We start from the raw sequence: 14,084 nt of genomic DNA on the forward strand, positions 1-14,084 counted from the left end.
TGTGTAGGGGAATATTCCTATTTCTGGGTGTGGTGTCCCGAATTGCTCTTTCAGCGCGGGTGCAGCAATGGCAGCCCTGGCCCGGCTGGCCCGGCTGGCCCGGCTGGCCCGGCTGGCCCGGCTGGCCCGGCTGGCCGGGTGACGGGGAAGGAGCGCGCCGCTGACACGGCCTCGCGCGCGCACGCGTAACACGCTTGAAAGTGTGTGCTATTCCCGCCTACCGCCGACCTCGCATGACTGATCCGGGAAATGTTTCGCGAACCTTCAGACCTTCAGACCGGCGCGCGATTTGTTTCACGAAACGAACAGCGTGTTCCGGAGATGCTGGCTAACCGCCCACGTCACGGCGTTTGCGTCCCCAGCCGCCCCCGGATCGAGCAAACCGCGTTCGGCCAGCGCTTCAACGGCGCGCCTACCAATCAACATGGTTACTACCGCGTCACCCCGATCCCTGCGTTCGCGCGCGAGGCGCATCCTCGCGGCTGCTGGTGTTGGGGTCTCATCTCGCTTCCTGCCCATGTTACGCGCAACTCCCAAAGTAGTTGTTGACCATATCACGCCAAAAATGTTTCGCGCAATCAATGCCTAAGATGGTCGCTCTGACTGCCACTCAACGCTCGGGCCTGGGGGGAGCTGGTCGAGGCGAAGGATGATGAGGTTTCGCCGCAGCCTGCGGCGAAACCTCGTAACAAAGGGGTCGGCAGTGGCGTTGGCGGCGGCCGCCCGAAAAGCGCCGCATCACTGATCGCCGAAGAACTGGGATGCTCGGCGAAGACTGTTCGCCGCGCCCTGGCCGACGATCCCGCACCGACCCCCGCCCCGCACCCGGTCTCGCCCGACCGCGCCGACCTATTCCAAAGGGCTGCGCGGACCTTGGGCGGCAGTTCGCGGCTGGGTGGTGTCTGTGGCCGGAAACTATCTACCTGCCCCCAGCGCCGCCAGCATGGCTTGAGCGGGCAGTTCGGCGGCATGCCAGCGCCTCAACGCCTCGGCCCTGTCGGCATCGTCGGCCAGCAGTCCACCGGTCACTTGTTCCAATATCTGGTCATAGCTCGGACCGACCGGAACGTTCGGCATGATCGGTCGTACCGCGCCGACAGCCCTGACGATGCCGGGCTGTTCGGGTGGGGTGTTGGGTTGCGGAGCATAGAGCGGCACGTCGAGGTGAACGACGGCAGAGCTGAAGACCATGATCCGCCGGATCGCTCCGCCCTGGCCCCGCCGTTCGACGATTTCAGCCCGCCCCGCCGGTTGAGCTTCGGGCGCGGGGGCGACATACGGGGTGCCGGGAGCGCCGAGCAGGTAGTCCCGAACGACCGGCGCAGACGGCACCTTGACCGGGCGGGGCGCAACCTGGGGGGCGACGGCGGCGACGGTCATGGTGGCGATCTCCTTCGGGGCGGCGGCGATGTCGGGAGTGATGGTCTTGCGGGGCGGCTTCTTCTCGGCGGTGCCGGCCGGTTCCCAGCGATCAAGCGGGCCAAGATACTTCTCTGCAACGGCGCGGGGGTCGGCGAGGTCGGAGCGTGCCAGGAGGGTCGAACCTTTCCGCTCACCCTGGCGGCGGTAGCTGAACGCTGACCATGCGAATAGCGCAGAAATCCCAATAAGAGAGTCTTCCATTGGGATTTCTGCGCTATTCAGCAATTCGTTCCGTGCGGCGGCTGCGGTCGGGTTGTCGTTGAACCATTGGCGGGCTGCGTTCGGCGTCGGGAAATTCAGGAGGGCGGCAGTACCAACCCAATCGGCCGGCACGATCCCTCGAGCCACCATCAACTCGACCGGCCCGCCCTCGGCCATCAACTGGTCCCAACTGATCAGTTCGTGCATCGGAATCGGCAAGCAGACGTTGGTGCCGATGTCGATGGCGAGCGGGTGGGCGACATCGCGCCAGACGTGACGACCTCGGGCGATGTCCTGGATCATTTCGCCCTCGGTGGTGGACCAGCGCACCGCCTCGACCTGGGGGTCCGGGTGGTAAACCTGCTGGGCCGGCCGCCCGGTGCCGTCAGCCATGAGCCGGCCAACCGGGCGTTTGGGGTAGTCCTCGCCGTTGAGCGACAGGCCGACCTCTCCGAAGATCACCCAGGCGATATCTTCGGCGGCGGCGGGGCTGATGGCGGGACGGCCATAAACACCTTCGTATCCGACCTCCTTCCAGCCGTCGAAGCCGCGAATGTTCCCGAAATGGCCGATTCCGCTGGCTTCGGTCGGCGTGAAGCTCCGAAGGACTTCTTCTTCGGTAGCTTTCGGCATCATCACGGCGGTGTCGATTCCAGCACCGCCAGCGCCCCTGTATTGATGCACCTTAACCTCGATATGGCGCGCGATCTTTGCGCAGTTGTTACGCTGCGTCTTCTGGGTCTCCTCGCTCGCATTTTGATCGGGGCGGATCATCGTGTACGAGACGGCGCGGTCCTCGAGCTGACGGAGCCGAACGCCCTCGGGAACCTTCGCCGTCTCGGCCGGCACCCCGATGTCGAGGTCAGGCAACCAGACCCTGGTGATTTCCGGGCGCATCGTGGCGTCCGCGCAGAGGGTCGGCAATTTGAGCCAATCATCATGGATAGGAGTGCGCCACTTCATGTGAAAATAATCGACCAGAACCTCTCCTTCAGGAGTGTCAATCTTGTCCTCAATGACCCTGATATAGGGAGATCCATCACCGTTGCCGCTCATTGTCAGCAGCATCAATTCGAGAAGCTTGCTGGTCTTTTGGACACGGTTGTTGTGTTCGATGATCTTCTTCAGTTTCGCCTTCGCAGCTCGTTCGGACATGCCGGGGGTGATCAGGTCGGTCGGGTCAATTTTGGCCCTCCAGACGTACCCGTGAGCGGACCGGAGCAGGGCGGCAAACGTGAAGCCGACCATCGGCTTTCCAGGGTCGATGAAGCTGGAGCGACGCAGCCGCCCAGTCTCCGACGTGTCGTGGATGGCGTTGGCGATAAGCCGACAGACGTGCTCGACCACCTCGCCGGCCCAGCCCTCGCGCTCGCCGGGATGATCGGGAATGGCCCATGGTCCGGCGGACCAACTGTTTCTCACGAGCTGTGCAGCGATTTTGCAAGGCGTGCCGAACCCGCCGAGCATCGCCGACCAGAATCCTTCATCGATGGCGGCGGCACTGAAACCCCATCGAACCATCGGTTTCGGAATCGGATGGGCGAGGTTGGTGTGAGCGAAATTCCAATTTTGAACAGCCCCGGTCTCCGCCTCGCCGTGCTGCCGAAAGACGCCACACACATCGCCGCCGCTGTTCGGGTGATACGGGCAATATCCTCGCGTCTCGGAGGAACCGCAGAGGTGCCCCTGATGGCCGCCGGCTTTGATGACCTCGGCGAGTGCCCCGGCGCACCGGCACATACGGATCGGTTGGCCGACCTCGTCCAGTTGTCCCTTCATCATCGGGTCGGGCTGATCGACCCCGAGCCACTGGCGCGCCTCCCCGATTCCCCACCGGTCAACGAGATCGCGAGTTTGAACATGGCCAGGGCTGAACGTCGCGATTCTCATATCAATGGACCCAAGCGGCGGCGGCAGCGGCGGTGCGCTCGGCGGCGGCGATCCGGCGGCTGGCAGCGATCACGGCTCGGGTCTTGCCGGCTGCGCAGTCTCCGATGATTCCGATGCACAGCTTCTTGCCGGGATTGCGCGCGACCTGATCGAAGAAGGCGAAGATCTCCGCCTCGACCGTGGCGGCGATTTCGATGATGGTGCGGGTCGGCATCGGCCAGGACGGCTCGACCGTCTCCGGCGTCGGCTCGAACAGCACCGCTGCGTCGATCAGGGCGCGGACTGCCTCGGCACCATCGCGCCTCAAGACGTCGTTGAAATCGTCGCCGACGATGGGCGGGCGGGCGATCCGCACCGCGTGGCCAGCCTCGGTCAGAGTGGTGGCGGCCTTGGCAACCTGCTTATCGGCTGGGCATCCGGGCTTGTCGTGGTCGCGGGCGATGACGACCGTGGCACCGGGTGGCAGAACCTGTTTCGCGAAATTCGAGACCCCCAGGCAAACCCAGACTTCGCGCCCGGTCGAGGCCCAGATAGATAGGCCGGTCTCCGGTCCCTCGGCCAGCACCACCGAGCCGGTGCCCGGCAGGCGGACGGCAGCCCCTGCCAAGGTGCCTGCTGTCCGCTTCACCACCCCGCCGACCAACTCCTGCGGTGCCTTCAGGCCGTCGTCGGTGACATGGACGACCTGGGCGGCTTGCGGTTTTCCGGCGGCATTGGTGGCGATGACGACCAATGCGCCGCCGCGCTGGGGGACCCCATCGATGAGCCCACCCCAGGTCGGCGTCATCCAACGAACCGCATCGGGGAAACGGTCGATATGGATGCCGCGATTTCGCAGATACAGTTCGCCCGGCGTGCCGGAAAGGTCGCGAAGGCTCGCGAGGATATTACGGAGCCGAGACGCTTTGCGACGCGAGGCGGCGTCAGCAGCGGGCACCGGTTCGGGCGACTTGACCTGCTTGGCAGTCGGTGCAGGGCGATCATCGCTAAGATTTAACCAGTCGCGTGCAAACTTGAAGGCTCCCGCCATATCGCAACGAAGTTCGGCCGCGATGAATCCGAGCGGGCTGTACGACTTGCCAGGACCGCCTTCGTAATCGGTGATCTTGCCGGTATTGCGGCCGTGAATGACGGCGGCGAGGGAACCGCAATTCCCCCACCGCATTTCATTCCGGCTAGACAATGACTTGTTCGGCAGCCCCCGGAAATAGGACACCAACTCCTCGGTAGAGGCGCGCAGGGCGTCATCAATTCCCTTCGAATCGTCCTTTCGCGCCTTCATCCTATGCGGCCTCTTCGCGATGCCCGATCTCGGGCGAGACCGGAACGTCGAACATCCAGGCGACCAGTTCTGCCGGATCGGCACGATGTTCACGAGGATCGGCAGCCCACATGAACAACATCCCGACCGACGCAAGGCCTTCAGATTCCGCTGCCGTGTAGCGGGCCGGGTGGTGGCGATGGAACTGCTCGGGAATCATCTCGATCAGATCGATCACCACCCGCTTGCCCTCGGTCAGCAGGTCGCAGATTTCGTCGGCGACCGGGTCTACTCCGGGGATGCCGACCTTGCCCAGATTGCGGTTTCGAGGGGTTGAGGCGTCACGAGCGATGATGTTCTCAATCTCGTTGATCAGCTTTTCATACACGTCGCCAACCGTGATCAAGCCTCTGTTGATCGCCATCCGCTCCATAGCCTGAAGACGGGCCTGAAGCGCCAGCCAGATGGCGCGGCGGCGGGCCAGAACCCTCGATTTTTTGGAGGGGCGGCGTTTTGGGGGAGGCGTGGCGGCCTGCATTGCCGCGATCTGGTCCGCGATCGGGGGCGGGCGGGTGAGGTTGCGAGGGGCGCACGGCGTGCCGCAATCGGGCGGAATCGCGGCGGTGCCGTCGAGAACGGTGTCAAGAATCGGGCGGGGGCGTTTCATTGGGTTGTCCTTGTCTAGTTCGCGGCGAGGGCAGCGGGAGTGCGAAAGGAGTCGAGCCACGATTCGAGGTCCTCGGCGGCGATCAGCGTCCTTGATCCAATTTTAAAGGTCTTCAACCGGCCTGCGCCGATCTCGGAATAAAGAGACGACCGGCCGATGCCAACGGCAGCCAGGGCGTCACGAATGCTGTAAGCCAGCGGGGCGGGGCGAGGTTCGGTGATGCGGTTAATCATTATGCGTTCCTGCATATTGGGTTTATCTGGACGCAGGCATACCACATATTGAATTTTGATGGCGAGTCCGATTCTTGTTGGGCATTAAAAAAGGGTGGCGTTTGCCACCCTTAGTCGTTCCGAAAGATGATTGCTGACGGCAGGATCACCCTGACCGTTCGGTTAGGCTCGAAGCGGAATCACGTTCGTCGCCGGGGCGGCCAGACGGTCGAGGTGATCGGCCCACTGCTGAAGCGCAGCGCGGCGTTCGTCCATGCGGTCATGCTGGTCGTAAACCTTAACGATCCCCTGGGGGACGTGGCCGATCACGAGTTCGGCGGTGGTCTCATCCACGCCGAGGCGGGCGAGGCCGGTTCGCAGGGTGCGGCGGATATCGTGAAGGGTAAAATCGCCCTTCCCCCCGACGAGGACTCGCAACCGGCGCAGAGCGTTCAATGTGCCATTGAATGGTTTCCCGTCGCCCCGCCCGAGCAGCACCGGGCCGGTTGCCCCTTCGGCCCACCGCGCCCGGAGAATTGTCATGGCCTGGGACGACAGCGGGACGGCCTGGGCGATGTTGGTCTTGTATCTGACGGCAGGGATCGTCCAGAGGGCAGCGGCAAGGTCGACCTCGGACCAGTCCATCAGGCGCACTTCATCGCGGCGCTGGCCGGTCAGCATCAACAGCCGGATGTAATCCCGCGACAAATCGCCCATGTCGGCGGTTCCGATCCATGCGGCGGTAAGCTCGGCTTCGGTCAATGTCCGGCGGCGGGCCTGTTCCTGGGCGGTTCCCGCCACCTTGCGCATGTCCTTCTTTCGCGCTGATGGCACTCCGTCGAGATAGTCCTTCTGTTCGCACCAGCGCAGCAGGGCCATCAATTCCGAATAGACCCGGTTGGCCTGAACCGGAAATCCCTTGGCGGTGACGGCGGCAACCACCTCGATCAAGTCGGCTTTTCGAACGGTCCCGATGATCCGCTTGCCCAGGGCAGGGGCGACGTGATCGCGGAACATCGATTCCTTCAGATTGATCGTGCTGGCCCGGAGGGCAGGCCGAAGGGCCTCGATGTATTCAGCATGGGCACGGGCCACGGTCAGTGATTCGGCACGTTGGCGAGCATCCATCTCGGCGGGGGAAACACCTGCCCGCGCCTCCGAGGCATAGACCCGCACGCGCTCGCGTGCTTCGGTCAATGAGACCGCTGGGTAGGCCCCCAGAGGGTGGAAGGAGCGTTTGCCGTTTACCATGACGCGGAGGCACCACAACTTCTCGCCGCGAGCGGTCAGACGCAGTAGCAGCCCCCGGCAGCCTCCGTCCGAAATCTCCTTCGAACCGGTCTGGTCCCGGCCCGGCTTGAGGGTCTTAACGACATAGTCGGTCAGCGGCTTGGCGATCTTCGGCATGCGGTCTCCAATTTCCAAGTGGCATCCCAGTGGCAAAAACATTCGGTGGGACGTGGATGACCGCGAACACGCTTGGACGGCCACGAGTGGCATCATGGCACTATATTCATTCAATATCAATTGATTGGGACGTTCATATCCGTCCACCACGATCCGGGGGAATTCGGCAAAATAGCCGATGTTTCCAGTCTCCTAGACGTGAAGCCTCCCTGTTTGACTTTGCCCCCGGGTTTTTACCCGGGGGTTTTTTATCTGGGCGATGGTGTCTGGCCATCTCCCCCCCCGGATGAAATCTGCCCATAAGTATATGCGATAAGTATTGGTTTGGACGGAGAAACGCGGTACGGTTCTCTGGTACGTTCCAAGCGTTGTGTCGTCGGCCTGCGTGTCCGAGCCATCGACGCGACGCGGCATTCGAGGCGCGAGGGCCGGAGAGGTGACGATGAGGGACGAAACGCCCGAGGACAGGGCTGTCGCGTCTTATGCCAGTCGTGGCCTGTTGGTGCGGCTGGTGTTGGCCGTCCTCGTGGCCAACCTTTTCGTCGCGGGGGGAGCTGGAACGGCCGTTTGGCAAAGTCTGGGGCAATATCGCCACCAGGCGGCGGTCGATGCCCGCAATATCGCCAAATCGGTGGAAAAATCCCTTAACGACACCTTTGCCATCAATGAATTGGCGATGTTCGCCTTGGCCAAGGAGATGAGCCGACACTTCCAGGGTGGCCATCTTGACATTCAGACTCTCAAATCCTTGACCTCTGACCTGAAGTCGCAATCGACTTACATCGATTCCTTGCGGATTTTAAGCCCGAGTGGCGCGATCCTGTACGGCACTGATATCGATGAACACAATGCGATTCAGGTGAGCGACCGCGATTACTTCGTGAAGGCGCGGGAGGAAACCAGCGGACGGACCGTGTTCGGCGGCCCGCATGTCGGCCGCTTCACCGGCAAATCGTCTTTGTTCATGGCCCGCAGGGTCGCCGATGCCGATGGAAATTTCATCGGCGTGGTCAATTCGGTGATTGCCCTCGACTACCTCCAGAAGGTTCTGTCGCAGATCGACGTCGGTCGCAAAGGCGGAATCAGTCTGCGCGACGAGACGATGGCGAACATCGTCCGCCATCCCGATCCGGTCGGGAGCTTTCGTGGCAACAAAGTTCTGTCGCCCGAATTGTCCGCCCTGGTCGCCCAGGGGGCACGTCAGGGCGATTATTGGAGCGGAACCACCTGGGACGGGACGTCGCGCACGGTGTCGTTCGTTCGCATCGGCGATTATCCCTTCTTCGTCGCCGTCGGTCTGGCCGAAAGCGATTATCTGATGCCGTGGCACCAGCAGGCGCAATGGTCGACCATTTCGACGGCGATCTTCTTCATCCTGAGCGTGGTGTGGGCCAAGACCTATTACCGCAACTGGCAATCGCGTCATCTGGCGGCGCGTCGGGCGCTGTCGGAGAGCGAGGAACGGTTCCGCTTTGCCATGGAAGCGACCCATGACGGGGTGTGGGACTGGGATGTCGAGAACAACACCACCTATTACAGCCCCAGCTATTTCCGCATGCTCGGCTATGAGTCCAGCGAGGAGCCGATCACCGAACACGGTCTGGGCGATCTGATCCATCCCGATGATCGCGACAAGGCCTTAAACGCCAACCGCGCCCTCGTCTCCAGCCGATCCCAGGACTTTTCCCAGGAAATTCGCCTGCGTGGAAAAGACGGCGGCTGGCATTGGATTTTGAGGCGGGGGCGGGTGGTCGCCCTCGACAGCCACGGGCGGCCGGGGCGTATCCTCGGCACTCATGTCGATATCACCCCGCTCAAGGAGGCGGAGTTGCGCGCCAGCGAGGCGTCACGGGTCAAAAGCGAGTTCCTGGCCAATATGAGCCATGAAATTCGCACGCCGATGAACGGCATCATCGGCATGCTGCATCTAGTGCTGAAAGGTCCCCTGTCCGAGCCGCAACGCCAGAAGGTCAAGGTCGCCGTTACCTCGGCCCGTAACCTGATGGGAATCCTCAACGATATCCTGGACCTCTCCAAGCTTCAGGCCGGTCACCTCGCGATCGAGTCGGTGCCGTTCCGCTTCGACACGATCCTGGAAGAGGCGCTGGCGACGTTCCGGGCCAAGCTCGAGGAACGCGGTCTGTCCCTGCACGTCTCGATCCATTCCCAGGTGCCGTCGTGGTTGGTGGGCGACCCGATGCGGCTGATTCAGGTCGTCGGCAATTACCTCAGCAATGCGATTAAATTTACCGAGGCCGGATCGGTCGGACTCGACGTGACCGCCATACCGTGCGGCGAGGCGAAAACGCGGCTTCGAGTCGCGGTCAGCGATACCGGGGTTGGTATGACCCCCGAGCAGATGGCGCGGCTGTTCCAGTCGTTCCAGCAGGTTGACACCGAACTGTCGCGCGCACGTGGCGGCACCGGCCTCGGCCTGTCGATCTGCCGCCAACTGGCCGAACTGATGGGGGGCGAGGTCGGTGTCGACAGTGTCCCCGGACGGGGAAGCACGTTCTGGTTCACCGCCGAACTGGGGATTCTTCCCGGTGACGACAGCGACTCCGACGATCTGGCCCCCGCCACGACGCAGGCCGAAGACGATACCGGGGCGTCGGTTGCTCTGCTGAAAGGAACCCGCATCCTTTTGGCCGAGGACGATCCAACCAACCAGTTGGTGGCCACCGGGCTGTTGGAGGCGGTCGGGGCCTGCCTCGACGTGGTGGAGAACGGGGAAGAGGCAGTCGAGAAAGCGTTGGCGGGCGATTATGAAATCGTCCTGATGGATGTTCAGATGCCGCGGATGAACGGGCTGGCCGCGACCCGGCTGATCCGCGAGCACAAGAGCGAGATCGACCTGCCGATCATCGCGATGACGGCCAACGCGATGCGCAGCCAGCAAGAAGACTGCCTGGCTGCGGGCATGAACGATTTCGTGGCCAAGCCGTTCGAGCCGGTGCGTCTGTACGAGGCCATCTTGAAATGGGTAACCGGAATCGGCCATGCCGAGGCCCAGGGGCTGCTGGGTCTGGTCGAAGCCGACCACGGGGATATCGGACTTGCCGTCGATATTCCCGGCCTTGATGTCCGCGCCGGTCTGCGCCACCTGTCGGGAATGGCGCAAATGTATCTCGACGTGTTGAGCAGCTTTGCCCGGCAGAACAGCCGCCGTGCCGACGATTTGCGTCTGACCCTGGCCGCCCGCGATTTCACCGCGTTGGAACAGGGTGTCCATACCCTGAAGGGGCTGGTGGCGATGATCGGGGCCGAGGCGGTGAGAAACGCCGCCGTGGACCTGGAATTCACCGTTCGGGCCCAGGATTTCGACGATTGTTCCAAGGCCATCGACCGTTTGGAAACGGCGTTGACTCCCCTGATCGAGGCGATTCTGCGTCTGGAACCCACCGTTTTGTCCTCACCGTGAATGCGATGGCTCGGCACGGCCCGCGATGGGGGATGCGTGATTCCTCTTACGGGTAAGGATGAATCTCTTTATGTTACTACCTATGGATTGATTGGGCGACCCATGCGACGTGTTGGAGACATGACGAAAGGCAGGGGGATCGCCGTTCTGGCTACCCTGGTGCCGGTTGCTGTTCTGGCTGGGGAAGGGGTGCTCTGGGCGCTTCCCGGCCTGGGGGCGGGGGCAGCGGTTCTGCTCCGCCTTGTTTTCGCCGTGGTGGGTCTTGTCCCGCTTGTTCTGTTTGTCGTTCGCTCCTCTGCTGCCGCTCCGGTGGTGGCGCAAAGCGCCGTTGCCACATCCCGCGAGCCTGCCCTCGTACCAGAACCGGTGTTCGATTCGTTCCGCTGTGGAGTGTGCATCGCCGAAAAGATCAAATATTTCGGTGATTTTTCCGGGTTGATGGAAAAAGAGACCTCCGAGGTAATCCAGGACACCGAGACCAACGCCCTGTCGCTGATGAACGGGCTTAAAGAGGTGGAATCCGGGCTGCGGCGCCTGCTCGATTATATCAGCACCAGCGGATCGGACAGCCGGGCGACGCGGATCATCGAGCGAACGGAAGCCCAACTCGAACGCTGCCATAGTCTGATCGAAGAGTTCGCGACCGAGCGTCAACAGGACATCCAGATGGTCCAGTCCCAGGTTGACGATGTCGGTCGGGTCGTGTCGTCGTTAAGCGAGACGGTCGGCACCGTGCGGGGGATCGCGCGCCAGACCCGGATGCTGGCGCTCAACGCGATGATCGAAGCGGTCCGGGCCGGTTCGGCGGGGCAGGGGTTTGCCGTTGTCGCCGACGAGGTTCGCTCGTTGTCGCAGCAATCCGACCAGGCGGCGGTGGCGATTGGCGAGGGGATCGCCAATCTTGAACGTGCCGTCAGCGAGAGCCTGCAATCCATCGTCAACGAGCGCATCGCCAAGGAAGAAAGAGGGTTTGGCGTGATCGCCGGGGCGGTGACCGAACTGACCCAGAACCTTCAAATCCTGGTCAGCCAGCAGAGTGATACCCTGGCCAAGGTTCAGCAGGAAAACGAGAACCTGTCCCAGCCGATCATGCGGATGATCGGGTCGATCCAGTTCCAGGACGTCGTCAAACGGCGTCTGACCGGGTTGTCCACCTGTTTCAAGGAAATCTCGCAAGGAATCGAGGAGACGGTGATCGAGATGTCCGATCCCTCGTCCATCAGCCACGAAGACGTCAATGCCCGCTATCGTGGCCGACTCGACGCTATGGTTCAGCAGGCGCTGTCCCGCCTCGAAGCCGAGCCGTCCGAAACCGGCGGCACCGCGATCGAACTGTTCTGAGTCCTTTTGTTAGCGTCTCCCGATCTGTTACGAAGGAATCCATGACCAGCATTGCAAAACGGGCGGTCATCGCCGAAGACAACCAGATATTGCGGGAGATCATCGCTCGCGCTTTGGCCTGGACCGGGAATTGGGAGATCGTGAAGGTCGCCGGCGGGGTGGAGGCCTTGGCGACGATCGGGGCGCACGGGGCTGGTCTTGCCATTCTTGATTGGAAGATGGCGAGCATGGACGGGCTTGAATGCACCCGGCGCATCCGGGCGGGAGAGGAGGGAGCCGATCCCGCCCTGCCGGTGATCCTGGTGACCGCTGCGGGTCAGGAACTGACCGAGGAGATGGCTCGCGGCGCCGGGGTGAACAAGCTGATCCGCAAGCCGTTCTCGTTGGCCCAATTGTATTCCGCGATCCAAGATATCGCCGGGTGATCGCCACTGGCGAGAACGCCGCCCCAGGGTAATCCGGCTTGGTCAGACGCGGGTCGGGTTGTCATCGGCGTGCCCATCCGGTTGGCTCCGGATCGACGCGGCAATGGTCTTCAGCAGAGTCTCGGACGAAACCGGCTTTGACAAAAAGGCGGAGGCACCGGCTTGTTCCGCCCGGGCCTTGATGTCGGACTCGCCCGATCCGGTGATCGCCAACAGCGGCAGGGTGGGCCAGCGGGCGCGGGCCTGCGAGATCAGTTCAACCCCATCACCGTCGGGCATCATCAGGTCGGTCAGCACCAGATCGGCGGATGCCGTGTCGAGAAAGGCCAAGGCCTCGCGCGCCGAGGCCGCCTCGCGGGGGCGGTATCCCGCCCGGTCCAGAATCCGCACCACCCCGCTTCTGATTCTTGAATCGTCATCGACCACCAGGATCACCCGCCCATCGCCTGCCGGGATGGCCGGGGCGGCGGCTGAGGCGGCGGCGGTAACGACAGTGCTGATCGGGAAAAACAGATCGAAGGTGGTGCCCGGCCCTCCCTCGCGGAGCGCGATCGTGCCCTTCCACGATTCGATGATGCCCCGGACGATTGACAGGCCGAGACCCGTTCCCTTGCCCACGCCCTTGGTGGTGAAGAACGGGTCGAAGATCCGGCCGACCACGGCGGGCGGGATGCCGGGTCCGTCATCCGAGACCGACAGGCGAAGATAGCGGCCTTCGGGCACGGCGAGCCGCAGCGCCTCGGTCTTGCCCAGGTCGAGCGGGTCGAGGGCGACGCTAACGCGGCCTTCGCCCGTCATCGCGTCGGCGGCGTTGCCGACCAGATTGCGCAGGATCTGCGACACTTCCCCGGCATTGGCCTCGGTCGTGGCGTCGCCAGCGCGGTCAAGGTCGGCGATCAGGGCCACGCCCGCAGGCAGCGTGGTCCGCAGCCGGTCGAGTTCGACCGCGACGGTCGGCCCCAACCGCACCGTTTCCCGCCGCATCGCGTTGCGTCGGCTAAAGGCGAGAATGCCGCGCACCACGCCAGCGGCGGTGTTGGCGCTATCGACGATTATCTGGGCGTTCTCGACGATGTCGGGCTGGTCGGGATGATCCTCCTGGATGAACTTGGCGGCGTAGAGAATCGGTTGCAGCAGATTGTTGATCTCGTGGGCGATGCCGCCAGCCAATTGACCCAGACTCTCCAGCTTCTGGCGTTGCTGGCGCGCTTCGGCCAGCGCCAGTTGCTCGGTGACGTCGTGGAGGGCGACGATTCCGTCTCCCTGCTGGAATGGGCAGATCACCAGTTTGAAGCGGCGGCCCGACGCGAACGGGCGGCACTCCGCCACCAGAATCCGTCGGTTGCGTAGCGCGGCGGCGAGGTGATCCCTGCGGGCGAGGGGGGCGAGATCGGCCAGCAGGTTGTCGAGGGTCGATGGCGGCGGGCCGTCGGTGACGGGGAGGGCGGCGGGCGCGTCCCAATCTTCCACCGCGATGTGTCCATCGGCGAAAAAGCGGAGGAACAAGGGGGGGCCGTGCTCGGGGGTCTCGGCCGGGCGCAGGCCGATATTCTCCGTCGTGGTTCGCCAGGCGACCATCAGTTCGGACAGGCAGATCGTCGCGGCGCTGACCACCTCGTCGGATTGGGTCGGAGCGAGGCGCAGGGCTTCGCTCAACCCGGCGCAATGGACGTCCAGGACTCCTTCGAGCGGCAGCCCGGACACCGCCATCATCCGCCCCAGGTCGCCGATCGATTCAAGAATTGCTTCATCGGGGGCGGCAACAAATTCGGTCTGAAGTCGGCCGAAGCATTCCTCGGGGTCGATCGGATGGCGGGCTGGCATCGGCGCGGCCTTT

9 protein-coding genes are annotated in these 14,084 nt (G+C 63.2%); 3 read left to right on the plus strand and 6 right to left on the minus strand.

Annotation, left to right across the window (positions count from 1 at the left end):
• Nucleotides 1-915 precede the first annotated feature (915 nt).
• The 5 genes from K678_RS01240 to K678_RS01260 all read right to left on the minus strand — a co-directional run bounded on the left by K678_RS01240 (nucleotide 916) and on the right by K678_RS01260 (nucleotide 7,060).
• Complete coding sequence (locus tag K678_RS01240; RefSeq protein ID WP_021130638.1) at nucleotides 916-3,513, minus strand: hypothetical protein; 2,598 nt, start codon at nucleotides 3,511-3,513, stop codon at nucleotides 916-918.
• 1 nt (nucleotide 3,514) lies between these two features.
• The gene (locus K678_RS01245; RefSeq protein ID WP_021130639.1) at nucleotides 3,515-4,795 is read right to left on the minus strand and encodes a toprim domain-containing protein; all 1,281 of its coding nucleotides are present in this window, start codon (nucleotides 4,793-4,795) and stop codon (nucleotides 3,515-3,517) included.
• Nucleotide 4,796: 1 nt separating this feature from the next.
• Entirely contained in the window at nucleotides 4,797-5,441 is a 645-nt protein-coding gene (locus K678_RS01250; protein ID WP_021130640.1) for a hypothetical protein, read from the minus strand.
• Nucleotides 5,442-5,455: 14 nt separating this feature from the next.
• Nucleotides 5,456-5,674 carry a helix-turn-helix domain-containing protein gene (locus K678_RS01255; protein WP_021130641.1) on the minus strand — a complete coding sequence of 73 codons (219 nt, stop codon included), beginning with the start codon at nucleotides 5,672-5,674 and terminating at the stop codon, nucleotides 5,456-5,458.
• 162 nt (nucleotides 5,675-5,836) lie between these two features.
• Nucleotides 5,837-7,060 carry a tyrosine-type recombinase/integrase gene (locus K678_RS01260; protein WP_021130642.1) on the minus strand — a complete coding sequence of 408 codons (1,224 nt, stop codon included), beginning with the start codon at nucleotides 7,058-7,060 and terminating at the stop codon, nucleotides 5,837-5,839.
• Nucleotides 7,061-7,502: 442 nt separating this feature from the next.
• Here K678_RS01260 and K678_RS17495 point away from each other — a divergent pair, with 442 nt between their 5' ends.
• The 3 genes from K678_RS17495 to K678_RS01275 all read left to right on the plus strand — a co-directional run bounded on the left by K678_RS17495 (nucleotide 7,503) and on the right by K678_RS01275 (nucleotide 12,247).
• Nucleotides 7,503-10,481, plus strand: a complete 2,979-nt coding sequence (locus tag K678_RS17495) for an ATP-binding protein (RefSeq protein WP_021130643.1) — start codon at nucleotides 7,503-7,505, stop codon at nucleotides 10,479-10,481.
• 120 nt (nucleotides 10,482-10,601) lie between these two features.
• Nucleotides 10,602-11,822, plus strand: coding sequence for a methyl-accepting chemotaxis protein (locus K678_RS01270; RefSeq protein ID WP_021130644.1), 1,221 nt, complete (start codon nucleotides 10,602-10,604; stop codon nucleotides 11,820-11,822).
• Nucleotides 11,823-11,863: 41 nt separating this feature from the next.
• Nucleotides 11,864-12,247 carry a response regulator gene (locus K678_RS01275; protein WP_021130645.1) on the plus strand — a complete coding sequence of 128 codons (384 nt, stop codon included), beginning with the start codon at nucleotides 11,864-11,866 and terminating at the stop codon, nucleotides 12,245-12,247.
• A gap of 42 nt (nucleotides 12,248-12,289) precedes the next feature.
• Here the strand turns inward: K678_RS01275 and K678_RS17500 are convergent, their stop codons facing one another.
• The gene (locus K678_RS17500) at nucleotides 12,290-14,071 is read right to left on the minus strand and encodes a hybrid sensor histidine kinase/response regulator (protein WP_021130646.1); all 1,782 of its coding nucleotides are present in this window, start codon (nucleotides 14,069-14,071) and stop codon (nucleotides 12,290-12,292) included.
• Between the last annotated feature and the right edge of the window lie 13 nt (nucleotides 14,072-14,084).

This window comes from Magnetospirillum fulvum MGU-K5, assembly GCF_000442515.1.
Classification (GTDB): Bacteria; Pseudomonadota; Alphaproteobacteria; order Rhodospirillales; family Magnetospirillaceae; genus Phaeospirillum; species Phaeospirillum fulvum_B.